Consider the following 16,558-nt stretch of genomic DNA (forward strand, 5'->3'; position numbering starts at 1 on the left):
CCGTAAGCGATTGTTCTGCTTTTTGAATGAACCACTACTAATTAGGCGGGGTGTTTTGAATGAAGAGTATAGCTAAAAAATTAACGGTTGTGAGCATGACTGCATTATTGTCTGTATCCATGTTAGCTTGTGGAAGTGGCTCCAAAGGAACGGAGACGATAGCTTCTAGTACGAACGGGGCGTCGGGCACGGAGTTTCCGGCCATGAAGATCAGACTTGCGGGTACTACGTCGGAATCTAGCTCACAAATCCAGGGTGCTTATAAATTTAAAAAAATTGTCGAAGATAAAACCGGAGGAAATGTAGAGGTTCAAGTATACCCTAATCTCCAGCTCGGGTCGCTTCGCGAACAGACGGAAATGGCTCAGCTCGGCAGCGTAGAGATGTCCTTGTCGCTTGTGTCTACGTTATCCACATTTGATGAAAATTTAAAGGTGCTCGAATTCCCTTATCTATGGCCAACAGATGAAACGAAGTTGTGGAAAGTAGCTGACGGCAAGGCTGGCGAGGAGGCCATGAAATCATTAGAAAACCACGGTTTTCATGCATTCGGTATTTGGGCAGGCGGCTTTAAGGCACTCACAACAGGGAAAAAGGGCCCGATCTTGTCTCCTGAAGATATGAATGGGATGAAATTCCGGGTTATTCCTTCCCCGACCTTAATCGAACAATATAAAACATGGGGAGCAAATCCGACACCGGTCGATTTCGCAGAATTGTATACAGCGCTTCAATCGAATGTGGTAGATGGCCAGGAAAATCCGCTCGAAACGATTGCCACACAAAACCATCATGAAGTTCAGAAGAATTTGATGATCATGAACCATGGCTACCAATTCCATATGCTCGTTGCTAATAAAAAATGGTTTGACGGCCTGAGTCCTGAACTTAAGCAAGTTTTGAACGAGGCTGAAAAGGAAGCAAGGCTTTTTGCACGTGATTACAACACGAAGAAAGAAGCCGAGCACTTAAATGGTTTGAAGGAAAAAGGCATGGTTGAGTATAGGCTTACACCTGAACAAATTAAACCGTTTGTCGATTTGTCTTTACCGCTCCAGGATAAATTAAGCACAACAGATTCAATGAAGCAGCTTCTCAAAACGATCCGTGATGAAGTTGCTGCTAATCAATAATTGGAATCAAGTTGCAACGAGATCGGGGTCGGGAGGGAATTGGGCCAATGAAAATACTTGATAGAATGGAAGAAGCTTTTATTGCGTTTACACTGCTAGCTGCTACTCTCCTTGTAACTTTGAACGTAGCCATGCGTTGGATGGATTTAGGTACGTCTTGGTCCGAAGAATTAACGCGGTATCTTCTCGTGGCCATGACCTTTATTGGTATGAGTGTGTGCGCACGGTATAGCAATCATGTGAGCATTGACTTGGTGCCAATGTTATTGAAGGGGAATCTAAAAATCGCTGTCCATGCCATCATTTACGTGATTGCGATCATCTTCAGCATCGTATTTACATGGTACGGCTTTGAGCTTGTCCAGTTTGTTCAGAATACAACCCAGAAAGCTCCGTCGCTCGGAATCCCGATGTATCTTGTTTATGTTGTAATGCCGATCGGCGGACTCTTAACGACGCTCCGTTATGTCCAAAATCTCATTGCTTTGTTCAAAACACCGACTGCAGTGTTAACGGATACTCGGAAAGGAAATGGAGCATTATGATTACAGCCGTTATTATAATGGTTTTAGGGATGCTGTTTATGGGCATACCGATTTTTATGGCTTTAAGCTTAAGCACCTTTGCAGGAATATATTTCTTTGCCGATGTTTCGCCAATGATCGTTTTGCAGCGTACGTTCGGCGGAATCGATAAGTTTGTGCTGATGTGTTTGCCTTTATATATCTTGGGCGCCAATGCGATGGACGTAGGGGGATTGGCGAGCCGTATGATTCGCTGGTGTAAAGCGGTCATCGGACACTTTAAAGGCGGATTGGCGATGACTACACAAATTGCTGCAATGTTTTTTGGAGCCCTTTCCGGCTCCAGTCCTGCAACGGTTGTTGCTATTGGAAAAATCCTGTATCCGGAATTGATTAAACAAGGGTACAATAAATCATTTGCCAGCGGACTGATCATCCAATCCGGAGCGGTTTCTCTGCTCCTTCCGCCCGGCATCACTTTGGTTCTTTATGCGGCTGCCACCAATGTATCGGTCGGTGCGCTATACGCTGCAGGCACTAGCTCAGGCTTGTTTTTCGGATTCTTTACTCTCGCTTATATTTGGTGGTATGCGAAGAAGAATCAGCTTTCCGCAGAAGCACGTGCAACAACCAAGGAATTTATCGATGCGACAAAGGATGCGTTCTGGGCACTGCTTGTTGCGGTTCTCGTAATGGGAGGTATTTTTAGCGGGTTATTTACTCCGACTGAGGCGGCAGCCATTGCGGCTGTATATACAATCATCATCGGTATGTTCGTGTATAAGGAAATAGATCTGAAAAAGCTTTACAAACTATGCGTAACCTCGGCGATCACGTCGGCCCAGATCATGATTCTTGTGGCGGGAGCTTCGGCTTTTTCTTGGATTTTGACAGTTGGTCAAGTTCCGCAGCAAATGAGTTCGTTCCTGACGGACAATTTCCATAGCTCTTGGACATTCCTGTTATTCTTAAATGTTCTGCTGCTATTGATCGGTATGTTCCTGGACTCAACGATCGCCTTGATTGTTATCGCACCTCTTATTTTGTCTTCTGCTGTCGCTTTGGGGATTGATCCGATTCATCTGGGAATAATTACCGTATTGAACTTGGCAATCGGGACCTTCACGCCGCCTTTTGGCTTAAACATCTTTGTCAGCAACAGCATAACAAAGCTCAACCTCATGGAGATCTTGCCGGGGCTTCAGAAGTTTATATGGATTTCCTTAGCCGCACTGCTGTTTATTACTTATATTCCTTGGCTTACGTTGTGGTTGCCGAAAATATTAGGATTTTAGAACGTGATCCCACAGGAGAAGTTAGAAATATATGGAATCCGTTATTGACAATTACACGAATGATTTTTATAATTTATTTAAATCATTTGTTAGTTGTCACTAACATCAAATAAAGGAGACTACTCCATTGCATTATGTGGATACAGGAGAGAAGATTTTACAAGTCGCGATAGAATTAATGGCCAAGAAGGGCTTTAACGCGGTAACAACAAAAGAGATCGCTAAGGAAGCATCGGTTAGCGAGATGACGTTGTTCAGGCACTTCGGAACAAAGAAGAAGCTATTGGAGGAGGCGGTCGATCGTTTTTATTACACCATTTCCTTTAAAAAGCTATTCGTAGACAAAATCGTATGGGACCTGGAAAAGGATCTATTATTAATCGCCCGGACGTATCATGAGCTTATGAAACGCAATCGCTACGTGATTCACCTCGCTCTCAAAGAAGGAGAGAATATTGAGGGGCTGCTGGAACAAGTCAACAAGCATCCGAGACAGCTCAAAGAGCTGATGATTAACTACTTTACCCGCATGCAGCAAGAGAAGAAAATGATTGAATGCGATGTGGAAATGTACGCCATGAGCTTTTTGTATATGCACTACGGTCTTTTCATATCGCGCTCGTTTGTATCTGGCGAAACGATTACATCGCTGTCGGAAGAGGAGTTTATAAAAAATAGCGTAACTTTGTTTTGCGGACAGTTGACGCCTCAGATATAGACTCAGTGATGGCCTAATGTACTTGAGTGTTGTTATGGGATAGGGGAGAGCTTAAGATTCTTTTTAAGAACGTTCTTATCCCATAATAGAACGCATCCTTCCTATGGGAAATATGTTAGTTAGTACTAACAAACAATTTTAAAAAACATTAAATAGTAGAGGTGTATAGTCATGGCGAAAATCTTAATTCATTCCACACATGGACCTGAAGCGCCTACACAAGCTGATCGCGCATTTTTAATTGCTGAAGCGGCATTGGAGGAAGGACACTTTGTCTCGATGTTCTTAGCAGGCAGTGCAGTGCAGCTTATCCAAGATCGTTCTATGGACTCAACGTTAGGGGTGGGGGCTGGAGTGAAAAGCTTAAGAGACCGCATGAATAAAATAACCGAAGGCGGAGGCAAAATTTATCTTTCACAAATTTCTTGTGGGGCCCGTGGCGTTACGGAAGGTGATCTTAAAGGCAAGCCGATTGAGCTTGGTCCTCCAAATCTGCTTGTTCAGCTTACGGTGGATCATGACAAAGTCATCACTTACGGTTAAGGAAAGGCCGATGGGAGGTATAAACAAATGTCCGGGAGAATATGGGATCGATTTTTGGATGAGCGTGATAGCAAGCTTTACTCGAATGCAGGTTTTGGCTCGCAATACGGTATAGGCCATAAGCCGGCCTTAGTCATTGTGGATGTGACTTATGGATTTGCGGGCGATGTTTCCGAAAAGATCGAGGACTCGATCAAAACCTATCCGTTTAGCTGCGGTAAGGATAGCTGGAAAGCGATTCCGCACATCCGCAGATTGCTGGACGCTGCAAGAGAAGCGGGGATTCCTGTATTTTACACGATCATTGAAGGGATTCCTAACATTTCTAATGAGAGAGTGGCTGTTAAAGGCAGCATGTTCAATCATCCGTTATTGATGGAAGGGCAAAAAGGCTCTCAGGTTGTCAAAGAGCTGGAGCCGCTCGAAGGGGAAATCGTGATTTCCAAGAAAAAGCCGAGTGCTTTCTTCGGTACGCCATTATGCACCTACTTGATTTCCTGGGGAGTCGATACCGTCATCGTGACGGGAACCACGACAAGCGGTTGTGTTCGAGCAACTGTAATCGATGCCTTCTCTTATGATTTTAAAGTCGTTGTGCCGGAGGAATGCGTGTTTGATAGAGGCATTGCTTCCCATGCCATTAATTTGTTCGACATGCAGCAGAAGTACGCGGATGTGGTTTCGGTTGACAGTATCATCGGGCAGCTTCAGGAACGTTCAGTTAAGTAATGGGTCTTCAATTCAAAATAGGAGGGGCATTATATGATTATTACGAAGCATGATGGACGTCTTCGTTTAGTTCGACAAGATGAACATGGTGTTCACGCGGGTGGAGTCACACACCAGTGGGGGAACAGCAAATTTGAGAGGACGGCAACTCATGATTCCGTCACAACAGCTGTAAGGCTGCATGATATCGGGTGGAAAAATCCCGATGATGAGGTTCTCTACAATGCAGAAACGGGATCACCGGTCAATTTTATTAACGTAAATTTGAGACAGCACGTCGATTTTTATCGCAGTGGCTTTCTGAAGGTATCTGAACAGGACCCGCATGGCGGACTGCTTGTGGGGATGCATTGGATTGGGTTATACAACAGTAGATTCGGGTATGATCCTACGTTTACGTATACAATCCCTCAAGACTTGGTGTCCTTTATGGACTCGGTTGTTAAGGAAGAGCAAAAAAATTGGGTGGAAATCAAAGAACGGCTGTGGAATAAGAAGGGTCCGCGCAGTGAATTTGAAGATGTGTTGTGGAATCAATACGAGCTTGTGCAAGTCATGGACCGCCTTTCGTTGTTCATGTCCATGAACGATCCCGAAAAGAAAAACGAAGTGGTCTTGGGGCCGGTAAGAACCTCCCAAAAAGGGGAGCTTGTGAATCTGACGGTAAAATCAAATGGAGACGGCAAATTATGGGTTGGACCGTTCCCGTTTGCCTCCGAATTTGACGCTAACGTTCCTTGCAAAACGATTCCTGATCGAGTATATGAGTCCCAAGAAGACCTTCGCCATACGTTATCGAATGAAAAGCAAGAATGGCTCAATTGGCGAATTGTTGCCGGTTGATGAGGAAGAGATAGAAATGGGTGATTGCGATGAGTGAGGGCTTTGTCATCCGGAATGAATTTTCTCATGTATTCGTTAAGCTGGACCTTAGTGCAAATGGAATGAGATTGATGATTAAGGATATCCGAACGGGTAAAGTGATTTATTTGGATCCATTGGAGCTGGAAAGCTTGGCTTGGAGTACTCATGAGGATTTGCAGCAATTTCTGGATCCGTCCCTGACTCGTTGGAAGGATCCGCAAAAGTCCGAGCAATGAAATCAATGAATAATGATAAACAGGGGGAGATCACATGGCGCTCAGAGAATCAAAGGCTGCCGTTTTAGTGGATAAACAAAAAATCGAAATCCGAAAGTTTCCTCTTCCTGCGATTGGGAAGCAAGGCGGAATCCTTAAAGTCGACGCCTGCGGCGTGTGCGGGTTCGATAGTGAAGCGTACCTTTACGGAGGTAATGGAGTATTCCAGCTGCCTTGTGTGATTGGGCACGAAATCGTTGGCCGTATCGATGAAATTGGCGAGGAAACTGCGGCTAGGTGGGGGCTTAAGGCCGGAGACCGCGTCGTAGTGGAAGAATATATTCCTTGCGGGGTATGTGATAACTGTTTGACAGGGAATTATCAATTATGTTTTGACCTGCGTTACGGGGCCATGTCCGTCGATCATCCGACGACAGCACTCTGGGGCGGATTTGCAGAATATATGTATCTGCATCCGCGATCCATTGTGCATAAGGTCGATCAAACCACACCAGCCGAGCTGCTTCAGCTATTCATTCCGATTTCGAACGGCATTCACTGGGTGCAGGAAGTGGGCAGAACGCAGGTTGGCGATACTGTGGTTATTCAAGGACCCGGCCCCATGGGGCTTGGCGCAATTATCGGCGCGAAAGAAGCCGGAGCAGCAAACATTATAGTCACCGGTCTTTCCCGCGATGAGCATCGATTGAACATTGCAAAAGAGCTCGGAGCCCATCACATCTTTTATGCGGATACTCAAGATATTGTCCAAGAGATTAAAGAAGTCACCGACGGCAAAATGGCGAACACGGTAATCAATGCGGCGACAGCACCTCAACAATTGGTAATGGCACTGGATTTGGCCGGGCTAAAGGGAACCATCGTACATTCGGGTACCGACGAGAGGCTTGCCGATCGCATGATGACCAGCAAAATCACATGGAAGCTGCTTACGATCAAAGGCGTGCTCGGTCGGCCGAAGCGTATGGTTGGAACCGCTTTGCGGATCATCGAGTCGCAAAAATACCCGCTTGAGAAAATGATCACCCATACCTTTTCTTTAGAGGACGCCGGTCAAGCGGTAGATACTCATGCGTTCGGCAGAGAACAATGCATCCACGTCGCTGTTGTCAACGAATAATGAAAGGAGCGAATCGGTCATGGCCAAATTGGATATTAACCAATATGTCGGTAATGATGCTATACATCGGAAAGTATATACGGATCAAGAAATATTCGACTTGGAAATGGATAAGATTTTCGGAAAGACATGGGTGTATGTAGCTCACGAGAGTGAAATTGCGAATCCGGGTGATTATAAAACGACTTATATCGGCAAAAACCCGGTGATTGTTTCCCGTGGGTCCGATGACGGGGAAATCCATGTCGTATTCAACCGCTGCCGCCATCGTGCAGCTACGGTATGCCAATCCGACTGCGGCAATGCCAACTTTTTCCGCTGCGCCTATCATGGTTGGACCTACAGCAACAAGGGCGACTTGGTGGGCATGCCTTTCCAGGACGGATATGACGGCCAATTCAATAAACAAGAAATGGGCCTGATACGCGTACCCAAAGTGGAAAGCTACAACGGATTTATTTTCGCAAGATTATGTGAGGAAGGTCCGACGCTCAGCGAGCAGCTCGGTTATGCTAAAGAATATATTGACTATGTAGTAAACACGGGGCCTGATGGAATCGAGTTGACAGCAGGGGCTCACAAGTATGAGTATGACGGCAACTGGAAGCTGCAGGTGGAAAATACGATCGATCCTTATCACTTGAGCGTCACCCATAGAAGCTTCTTCCAAATTCTTAGCGAAAAAACCGGAACAAAAGTGAATTTCAATAAAATGCATAATAACGAACGTATCTCCGATCTTGGAAACGGACATTCATTGTACGAATTGGATGGAGATCTCGGAATCGGAGCCCTGCCTTTCAATTTGATCGTATTTCCGATTCTTAGCTTTGTCGGATCCCATGTACGTGTCATTCAGCCGATTTCAGCGAACAAGACTCGCGTTTTCTTATATCCTATCATGTTAAAAGGGGCTTCTGCCGAGGAAAATGCGATACGTCTTCGCAAGCATGAAGGTTTTTACGGTCCAGCCGCTTTCGGTACACCGGATGATTTGGAGGTTGCGTTTGAACGTGTGATCACAGGTCTTCAAGCGGAATGGGAAGGCAATGACTGGCTCCATATCAGCCGAGGACGCAATCGGGAGGTTGTCGATGAAAGAGGCGTGATTACGGCTACCTCCAGCGATGAAGTCTCGGCAAGGGCGCTTTATAGATATTGGCATAAGTTGATGGCAGCAGAGTAAGGGGACAACCGGAAAGGAGCGCGAACATTGAATACCCTCGTTGATTTGGAAAAAGAAGTGGAAAGCTTGCTGAAGAAAGAAGCTGCTTTCATTAATGAGAACCGGTTGGATGAATGGTTGGCGATGTTTACAGAGGATTGCATCTACTGGATCCCTTGCAGCGACGAGCATCATGATCCCAATAGGTACGTATCGATTATTTATGATGATCGAGATCGGATGAATGAAAGAGTTTGGCGTCTAAAAAGCGGGTTGGCTTACGGACAGGAGCCGAGATCGAAAACACGGCACCTGATTACCAATGTCGATATTCGCGAAAATAACAACGATAAAGTGATGGTTTCATCGAATTTTATGATTGTGGAATTGCGAAAAGGTGTGCAAACGATTTATGCAGGCCGGTTTGAACATCATTTGATCCGTAAGGAAGGAGCATTAAAAATCAGCTTTAAAAAAGTGGAATTAATCAATAACGACGGCTTCCTTGGCAATCTCAGCTTCATTCTTTAGCAAACGGTAAATACCGGGATTGTGAAAACGGGAAAACGGACGGGTCTTAGGAATGACAAATAAGGTAAAAAAGAAAGGGCGGGCATGACATGAGCCAAAAAAATGTTAGAGTAGGTCTGATTGTCCCGAGCTCCAACACCACGATGGAAACGGAAATTCCGGCCATGCTGAACGCGCGTATGGGGATTGAACCAAACGAAATGTTTACGTTCCATTCCAGCCGCATGCGGATGATGCACGTGACCAAAGAAGAGTTGAAGAAAATGGATGAAAGCAGTGACCGATGTGCCGTAGAGCTTTCAGATGCACGTTGTGACGTGCTCGCTTATGCTTGCTTGATTGCCATCATGTCACAGGGAGCGGGCTACCATTGCTTGTCGGAGGAACGCTTGACGAAAGCGGTTAGGGAGAACGGTACTCCGGCACCCGTGGTAAGCAGCGCCGGAGCTTTAATCGATGGAATTCGAACCATAGGCGCGAAGAAGGTTGCCATTATCACGCCTTATATGAAGCCTCTGACAGCCATGGTTGTTGATTACTTGAATCAAAGCGGTATTGAAGTCACGGATTCGATCAGCTTGGAAGTGTCGGATAACTTGGCCGTAGGAAGGCTGGATCCTATGAATCTGATCGATATTTCCAAAAATCTGAATATTAGCGGAGCAGATGCAGTCGTACTTTCCGCATGTGTACAAATGCCTTCGCTGCCGGCCATTCAAGCCGTTCAAGATCAACTGCAGCTTCCGGTGCTTTCGGCTGCGACCTCAACGGTCTATAAAATTCTTAAAAGCTTGAATTTGAAACCTATTGTTCCTAATGCAGGACATTTGTTATCCGGTTCGTTTTAAATTTGAACGATGAACGGAGAAACGGGAGGGAATGAAGTGAGTGAACGGGTCATTTCGTGACTTGACATCGAGAAATAGTTCTTCCGGAACCATCTCCGCTACATTGGCCATGACGGGGCCGCCGATCATTATTCTTGATGCGGCGGCCGCAGGCCATTTCTCGTTAGAACAGACGGTTTCCTGGATGTTCGCCGTATATGTTTTCGGCGGGCTTTTTGGTATTTTTCTCTCTTGGCATTATGGCAAACCGATTACCGGGGCCCATTCCATTACGGGTGTCGCATTTTTGGTCACCGTAACTCCGCAATTTACGTATCCCCATTTAATAGGGGCTTACATGCTGTCTGCCATTCTGATCTTGCTGGTCGGCGTCTCCGGGATTTTTACTAAAGTCATCAGATGGGTTCCGAAAGAGATGATTTCGTCGATGCTTGCAGGAATGATTGCCATGTATGTCGTCCATATCGTAGACGCGGTTAAGGAGCTCCCGATGGTTGGCGGTGCAGCGGTAGCGGCTTATCTGCTGCTGACCAAATTAGGCGGGCGTATTCCGCCTGTCATCGGAGCGGTTGGAGTCGGTTTTGCGGTATTGTTTATCACCGGGGCTGCAGGTGCGATCGGCTCGGATATCCCCTTTGGCATTCCTAGACCTCATTTGCCCGAATTTAACCTTATGGCTTTTATTTCCATCTCTCTGCCGCTAGCTGTGTTGATCTTAAGCAATGACGTGGCTCCGGGTATCGGTGCCCTGCAGCAAGCGGAATATAATCCGCCGGTGGACCGTATTATTACGTTTAGCGGGATATTTTCTTTAGTAAGCGCCGTTTTCGGAGGACAATCGGCGAACATCGCAGGGATGATGACAGCCATTTGTGCGGATGAGGATGCCGGGGAAAAGTCGAAAAGGTATATGGCATCGGCCGTTTCAGGAGTTTTGATTCTCGTTTTCGGATTAATATCATGGAAGATGGTACCCTTTATTCATTCTTTGCCTCATGTGTTTGTATCGATGTTGGCAGGCCTTGCATTAATCGGCGTTTTTGGCACAAGTTTGCAAAATGGATTTTCCAGTCCTGAACATCGCCTTGGCGCTATCGCGGCTTTTGTGATTGCTTTGTCGGGTTTTTCATTTTTACATATCAGTGCACCCGTATGGTCATTGATTGTGGGAACGCTTATTAGTAAGCTGTTGCAGTGGAAATCAAATAAAGTGAATGGATGAGGAGAACTGCGGTATGAGGTTAAAGTTATGGCTGGCTCCATTTTATCATTATGGGTTTTTGATCGGCGTTCTCTCTTTTATAGCTTTATTCTCATCCATGGGAATCCGAAGCACGTTCGGAGCCTATGTCATTTCTTGGGAAGAGGCATTTTCCGTATCGCGGCTGGAAATTAGCTCCATTTCCTTTTTAAGTCTGGTTGTTTATGGCCTTGGAATTGCGTTAGGCGGAAAGCTGACCGATCGCTTTGGCACCCGAACCATATTGACCGCAAGTATGGCTCTTATGGGACTCGGGATGGCAGCAGGCTATTTTGCGCAAAATGTTTGGCAAATGATGCTGTTCTACGGTATAGTGGCGTCTCTTGGGTTCGGCGGAGCTTCCAACGTAACCGTATCGGTGGCCATTGTCCATTGGTTTCAAAAAAAACGCGGCTTGATTATGGGCATTGTTATTGTCGGAATGTCGGCCGGTTCGATGGTGCTGGTTCCTGTCACGATCTATTTGATCAAGCTAATAGGTTGGAGAGATACTGTACTCCTGCTAGGCAGCGTTTACATTTTGCTGCTGACTCCTCTGTTTTGGTTCGCCTTTCGGGACCGCCCCCAACATGCGGTTGATGGAATGGTCCCAAATGAACGTACGTCGGTGGCGGATTCAACACCAAGCCGTTCAATTTTTCGATTACGAATCACTTGGATGATCTTGATTGCTTATTCTATTTGCGGATTTACAGATGTTGGCTTGATACAAACCCACCTCATCCCTCTTCTGGAAGAAAGAGGAATTAGCGGCGCGACAATAGCTTCTGCCATGGTATTGTACGGCTTGTTGAATGTTGCAGGGGCCGTAGCAGGCGGGTATTTGACGGACCGTATGAAGCCGACGGTATTGATTTCTTGTTTATTTGGGCTTCGCATTATCGGCTTGACCTTGCTGGCCATGGCTGATTTTACATGGGTCATATTCTTATTTTGCTTCATTTATGCGTTAACCGACATCGCCACGGTAGCGCCTTTTACGGCACTTTGTACACAGATATACGGGGAAAACAGAATCGGGTCGGCGTTTGGGTCGATTACCTTTTTTCACCAATTCGGAGCTGCGGTGGGGGCGTTAGTTCCGGGGCTGCTGTATCAAACCTTCTCAGGATACGGTTCCACCGTTATTCTCTGCTTAGGGTTGTTATTCATGGGAACTCTGGTTTTATGCAAAATCCATGTAAGTCTGAATGCCAAGATCGATCTTTCCAATGCGTCCCATAGTACAAAAGTATAGATGGTTCCAGTATGACTTGTCTGAAAGAAAGGGCTAAAGCAGCGGATAGCCCTACATTTCTATCATTTTCCTATGAATGAGCTCCAATAAGTCTTTACCTATCCATTCAAAGGTGAGTCGGGCATCTATACAAAGCGCTTCCTGATCTTCGGTCATTAGCAGCAGTCCTTTTGTGGCTTGCAGCCTCTCCATGAATTTTTGGACCTGGATGGGATCGATCTTCCTTGAATTCATAGACCCAGTTGGTGGATCATTACCGTCGCCTGATGACATCAGGTTCTCCAATCCCAGTTGGAGTAAAAATTGTTGTTTTGAATTCCGAATCTCCACAGTCATGGGATAATACGATAGCCGCTGTAACAATTCGGCATATTTCGCTCCGGAAGAATCAAAAAGCAGGAGCTCGGCAAAAGGGGCTTCAACTCCGCCGTATTGGATTGCTGCAGCAAAGTCCGTTCCTCGAAGCCAAGTAGGTCCGGATTTTAGATGCATGACTTTGGCGTAGCGCACGATTTCTTCCGACTTGTTTCTTTGCTGTGGCTCATAATAGTATGGATTAGGAATACCAACATCCATAGGATTATTCACTCCTTTGACGCATGCATGAGTAATATGGAATATGTTCCGAATTCATTCGAAAATGACCCGCATCTCTTCTCTTTGCTTATCTCCGATTACGTGCATTCAGCGCCTTTAATGATTCATTTTTTAAATATTAATTTTATTCATTTATTATACCAAGATGAAAATGGGATTTGGAAGACGAGCGAACAGAACCATTAACTTTTTTCCATAAAAATAAGCCTTCGGGAGTTCCGAAGGCTTGATTTAAAGCTAATGGTAAATCCGGCTTTCCATTAATAAGCAAGTGCAAATAAGCCATTGATATGGGAAAGGTAGCGGGCGTTGCTTGCTTTTTTCATCAAGGAAGCCGGTGTGCCTTTCAATTCAATACCGTTTTCGCCAATGGAGCCGATTCCGTCTTTGCGTCCCAAGCTGGCGAGCGTTCCGGAGAAGACCGGAGAAAATCCATCCATTTTGCCGCCCTTGAAGGAAGCCGCGATGTTCGCGCCCACGAGCTCACCCATTTGCCATGCCAATTGTGCCGTTGGCGGGTACGGACGGCCTTCCGGACCGAAGACAACCGCACAGTCGCCGGCAAGGAATACTTCAGGATGGGAGACGGATTGCAGGAATTCATTGACCGTTGCACGACCGCGGTTCACTTCAATACCGCAGTTGGCTACCAGCGAGCTGCCTTGTACGCCGCCTGTCCAAACCAGCGTGTTGGTTTCGATCGTTCTGCCGTCTTTCAAGCTTACGGTTGCACCGTTCACTTCTGTAATCGCCAAGCCGGTCAAGAACTGCACGCCGCGTTTTTCCAGGCTTACTGTCGCACGTTCGATCAGGTCTTTAGAGAAAATCGGCAGAATGCTCGGCATAGCTTCCACCAGGTAGAGTGATACCTCTTCGAAACTCACACCGTTTTTGCGGCAAATGCCAGGCAGCTCATCCGCAAGCTCACCGACCAGCTCGACACCTGTAAGGCCGCCGCCGCCGATGACAAACGTTGCGTCCGCCGGATTTTTAGTTTTGCTGTATTCACGGATCCGTTCTTCCACATGCTTGAAAATCCGGTTGGCATCGTTTACAGACTTCAGTGTAAGGCTGTTTTCTTGAAGACCCGGAATTCCAAAGAAATTGGTTTCGCTGCCAAGCGCCAAAACCAATGCATCGTAGTTATAGGTTGTGCCGTCAGCGACCAACACTTTACGTGCTTCCAAATCGATATTTTCAACCGTACCGACTTTGACATGGATATCCTTGCCCTTAAACAATTTTTCCAATGGCAGTGCAACGGCTTTCTCAGCTACGTTGCCTGCAGCAAGGCGGTGCAGCTCTGTAATAATCTGGTGCGTTCCCACGCGGTTAATCACCGTAATCGTAGCTTCTTCTACCGATAAATGTTCACGAGCGGAAAGGGCGCTTAACAAACCGCCGTAGCCGCCACCCAAAATTAAAATTTGCTTTTTCACGTTCAATCCCCCGTTCAGTGACATCAATTAGGCTTGTTGTTTTCTTTCGTTCATAATATCCAGGTAGGCTTGTGCAAAACGAAGCATTTTTTGCAGCTCCGGATCTTTCAACAATTTCAGCATACCGAACAGGCCGATGGTAGCCTCGCTTTGATCTGCACGATCGTTGGCTTCGATCGCGGCAGAGGCGATCCCTTTGACCTTTTCTTCGAGCGGCTTGACGACTTCCTGGAATCCGCCAACCATGTCCTGAATAAGAACGCGGTCTGTAGCAACCTTTTGCGCCAGATCATATGTCTTGGTTAGAAGCGTCATCATTTCGGTCAGCTTGGGAAGCTGGTCGACCAGCACGGTCAAGGATTCCTGCACCTCAGGCTTCAACAATTGATCCAGAACATCCGGCTTGGCGATCCCTTGTACCGAGGCCGTTTGTTCCTCCGACTTCTGAATGGTTGTTTCTAACATTGCTCCGTTCCTCCTTAAATCGTATAAATAGTACCTTGCTCGCCGCTGCAAATTAAGGATAAGTTTATATCATAAACGTAATCTTCCCTTTGTGAAATTCTTCACATTGAATCAATCACAGAGTATGCATGCATCCGAGCCACTTTTTCTATTGTACACCCAATCTTCATCTTTTGTACACCTAATCTTCATCTTTTGTTTGGTTTTGTTCATAATTTTTATTTACCACCTCGATATCCATTCTTTTTCACTAAAGCCCCCGTAAATCACTGTTTTCCTGCTCCCAATAACGGCCGTTGATTTGGATATTTAAATATCAAGGAATGGGATGTATCCGTAATCATCATTTCTTTCTGCTTATAGACAATATAACCATCTTTGTTAAAAATATTTCTGGCCCCCGATTAATAATCAACATGAATAAAAACTACAATTCGTTTATTATATGTTATATTACATACAGCTTCTCCCTAAGCTTGCTCTAAACCAAACGATAAAAAATGGTTTCAAGGTCCGAAACAAACCACACGATCTGAACACATTGAAGACTATGCAATCCGTAAAATTCCTTCATATTATCGTTGGCCGATTCCGGCCATCATTGCCGTTTTGCTTGGTAATTCTACGGCCATGTTTTTTTTCACCTTTGGAGCCCAGTTGAGTTATGTCGTAGGATGGCCCAATATGCTGTGGCCGCTGAGCTACTTTTTTATCGGCTCGACGGTGATCGGTATGCTGATGATCCGATTAGCCAGTAAAGAGGGGCTTACGATAGATCTGATGACACGCGGCATGGGATTCGGTTATATGGGTTCTGCCGTTACCTCATTAATCTATGGAATCAATTATGTATTTTATTTCTTATTTGAAGGCACGATTATAACACATGCCATTTCATTACATTTTCATGTACAGTTTGATACGCTAGAAGGAACCTTGATATTTGCGGTCTTGGGCTTGGTCAAGCTGTTATTTGTATGGTACGGAATGAAGGCCTAGCAAATATTTCAAACCTGGGGAGTTGTGATATACGCATTATTGCTCGGGGTTTGTTTATACCAATTGACCCATCAATATCAAGTGGCGGGACCGAATCACTGGCTGCTGCCAGAGCTTCCGGAGCATTCGATGTGGATCGCATTCATGATGGCTAACGGATGGGAGGCTTACCAGGCACTAACCCAAATCGGCAAGCTGTACGTGGGCAATATGGTAGACACTTATTATTCTTTGGTAGCCAAAATCGACAAAAAATACGCTTTGATTCAGGACAAATAATATCTATGAATGGATAGGGTCCCCTTAAAGTAAACGAGTGCGTAAGAAATGCACAATTTACTTTAAGGGGATTTTTCATGAAACAAGCGGACTCCGCGGAATTCTGGGGAGTTAAAGAAAGGATAGCCGAGGATGTTTCTGAATACCTGTATTTGGTTGAGGGTTATCCCTCCTACTGGCGATTTGTCTAGCTTTACAATGCCAGAGCTGGTTTTTCATAAATGACACGGTTTGTTATACTTAAAAGGAAAGAAACGGATAAAATAAAAAGGGAGCTGACAGAATTGACGTATACGGAAATGCTAGGACGCCGGAGTGAAATTTTGAAGCGCCACATTGGACACTTGATTCTTAAAGATAATCAGAACGGATTGAATGAACAAGAAAACCATTTTTTTAAAGACATGGTTAAAGAATTCCACCGTAATAAATATGAATTACATTCCAACAGGAAGTCACTGTAATCTATAAAATAACATGAATTTTTGTAGTGGACTAATTTGCTATCCATATCATTTTAAATAAGTGTGAGCATCGATCGATAAGGGTCGGTGCTCCTTTTCGTTTCTAAGGCG

Annotated in this window: 19 protein-coding genes; 16 read left to right on the forward strand and 3 right to left on the reverse strand. The window is 45.5% G+C overall.

The genetic code is table 11. From position 1 onward, the window contains the following. Window positions 1-203: 203 nt before the first annotated feature. The 14 genes from ACZYR9_RS17020 to ACZYR9_RS17085 all read left to right on the forward strand — a co-directional run bounded on the left by ACZYR9_RS17020 (window position 204) and on the right by ACZYR9_RS17085 (window position 12,204). A complete protein-coding gene (locus ACZYR9_RS17020; RefSeq protein ID WP_488979684.1) occupies window positions 204-1,133 on the forward strand; it encodes a TRAP transporter substrate-binding protein in 930 nt (309 codons plus the stop codon). A 47-nt stretch (window positions 1,134-1,180) separates the two neighbouring features. Further along, on the forward strand, window positions 1,181-1,678 hold the full coding sequence (locus ACZYR9_RS17025; RefSeq protein WP_488979685.1) for a TRAP transporter small permease: 498 nt from the start codon (window positions 1,181-1,183) through the stop codon (window positions 1,676-1,678). Beyond that, window positions 1,675-2,952, forward strand: coding sequence for a TRAP transporter large permease (locus ACZYR9_RS17030; protein ID WP_488979686.1), 1,278 nt, complete (start codon window positions 1,675-1,677; stop codon window positions 2,950-2,952). The genes ACZYR9_RS17025 and ACZYR9_RS17030 overlap by 4 nt, the downstream gene beginning before the upstream one ends. Before the next feature lie 136 nt (window positions 2,953-3,088). Continuing rightward, window positions 3,089-3,670, forward strand: a complete 582-nt coding sequence (locus ACZYR9_RS17035) for a TetR/AcrR family transcriptional regulator (protein ID WP_488979740.1) — start codon at window positions 3,089-3,091, stop codon at window positions 3,668-3,670. Between the two features lie 171 nt (window positions 3,671-3,841). Then, window positions 3,842-4,213 (forward strand): DsrE family protein, encoded by a 372-nt coding sequence (locus ACZYR9_RS17040; protein ID WP_488979687.1) that lies wholly within the window; start codon window positions 3,842-3,844, stop codon window positions 4,211-4,213. Window positions 4,214-4,240: 27 nt separating this feature from the next. Further along, window positions 4,241-4,942 carry an isochorismatase family protein gene (locus ACZYR9_RS17045; RefSeq protein ID WP_488979688.1) on the forward strand — a complete coding sequence of 234 codons (702 nt, stop codon included), beginning with the start codon at window positions 4,241-4,243 and terminating at the stop codon, window positions 4,940-4,942. 33 nt (window positions 4,943-4,975) lie between these two features. Further along, window positions 4,976-5,785 (forward strand): DUF3891 family protein, encoded by an 810-nt coding sequence (locus tag ACZYR9_RS17050; RefSeq protein WP_488979689.1) that lies wholly within the window; start codon window positions 4,976-4,978, stop codon window positions 5,783-5,785. A 20-nt stretch (window positions 5,786-5,805) separates the two neighbouring features. Next, window positions 5,806-6,042, forward strand: a complete 237-nt coding sequence (locus ACZYR9_RS17055) for a hypothetical protein (RefSeq protein WP_488979690.1) — start codon at window positions 5,806-5,808, stop codon at window positions 6,040-6,042. 34 nt (window positions 6,043-6,076) lie between these two features. Beyond that, window positions 6,077-7,162, forward strand: coding sequence for a zinc-dependent alcohol dehydrogenase (locus ACZYR9_RS17060; protein ID WP_488979691.1), 1,086 nt, complete (start codon window positions 6,077-6,079; stop codon window positions 7,160-7,162). A gap of 19 nt (window positions 7,163-7,181) precedes the next feature. Further along, window positions 7,182-8,348: an aromatic ring-hydroxylating oxygenase subunit alpha gene (locus ACZYR9_RS17065; RefSeq protein WP_488979692.1), complete on the forward strand. Its 1,167-nt coding sequence runs from the start codon at window positions 7,182-7,184 to the stop codon at window positions 8,346-8,348. Between the two features lie 27 nt (window positions 8,349-8,375). Continuing rightward, window positions 8,376-8,858 (forward strand): aromatic-ring-hydroxylating dioxygenase subunit beta, encoded by a 483-nt coding sequence (locus ACZYR9_RS17070; RefSeq protein ID WP_488979693.1) that lies wholly within the window; start codon window positions 8,376-8,378, stop codon window positions 8,856-8,858. A gap of 89 nt (window positions 8,859-8,947) precedes the next feature. Next, entirely contained in the window at window positions 8,948-9,706 is a 759-nt protein-coding gene (locus ACZYR9_RS17075; protein ID WP_488979694.1) for a maleate cis-trans isomerase family protein, read from the forward strand. A 40-nt stretch (window positions 9,707-9,746) separates the two neighbouring features. Further along, window positions 9,747-10,928 carry a benzoate/H(+) symporter BenE family transporter gene (locus ACZYR9_RS17080; RefSeq protein ID WP_488979695.1) on the forward strand — a complete coding sequence of 394 codons (1,182 nt, stop codon included), beginning with the start codon at window positions 9,747-9,749 and terminating at the stop codon, window positions 10,926-10,928. A gap of 13 nt (window positions 10,929-10,941) precedes the next feature. After that, on the forward strand, window positions 10,942-12,204 hold the full coding sequence (locus ACZYR9_RS17085; protein WP_488979696.1) for an MFS transporter: 1,263 nt from the start codon (window positions 10,942-10,944) through the stop codon (window positions 12,202-12,204). 51 nt (window positions 12,205-12,255) lie between these two features. On the opposite strand, the gene ACZYR9_RS17090 is transcribed toward ACZYR9_RS17085, so the two are convergent. From ACZYR9_RS17090 to ACZYR9_RS17100, 3 genes are all read right to left on the reverse strand, one after another. Then, window positions 12,256-12,780, reverse strand: coding sequence for a hypothetical protein (locus ACZYR9_RS17090; protein ID WP_488979697.1), 525 nt, complete (start codon window positions 12,778-12,780; stop codon window positions 12,256-12,258). Window positions 12,781-13,061: 281 nt separating this feature from the next. Beyond that, a complete protein-coding gene (locus ACZYR9_RS17095) occupies window positions 13,062-14,240 on the reverse strand; it encodes an NAD(P)/FAD-dependent oxidoreductase (protein WP_488979698.1) in 1,179 nt (392 codons plus the stop codon). A 27-nt stretch (window positions 14,241-14,267) separates the two neighbouring features. Next, window positions 14,268-14,705, reverse strand: coding sequence for a DUF1641 domain-containing protein (locus ACZYR9_RS17100; protein WP_488979699.1), 438 nt, complete (start codon window positions 14,703-14,705; stop codon window positions 14,268-14,270). 684 nt (window positions 14,706-15,389) lie between these two features. Here ACZYR9_RS17100 and ACZYR9_RS17105 point away from each other — a divergent pair. Next, window positions 15,390-15,704, forward strand: coding sequence for a hypothetical protein (locus ACZYR9_RS17105; RefSeq protein ID WP_488979700.1), 315 nt, complete (start codon window positions 15,390-15,392; stop codon window positions 15,702-15,704). Window positions 15,705-15,728: 24 nt separating this feature from the next. Beyond that, complete coding sequence (locus ACZYR9_RS17110) at window positions 15,729-15,983, forward strand: hypothetical protein (protein ID WP_488979701.1); 255 nt, start codon at window positions 15,729-15,731, stop codon at window positions 15,981-15,983. Window positions 15,984-16,558: the final 575 nt, after the last annotated feature.

This window comes from Paenibacillus sp. F024, assembly GCF_057814255.1.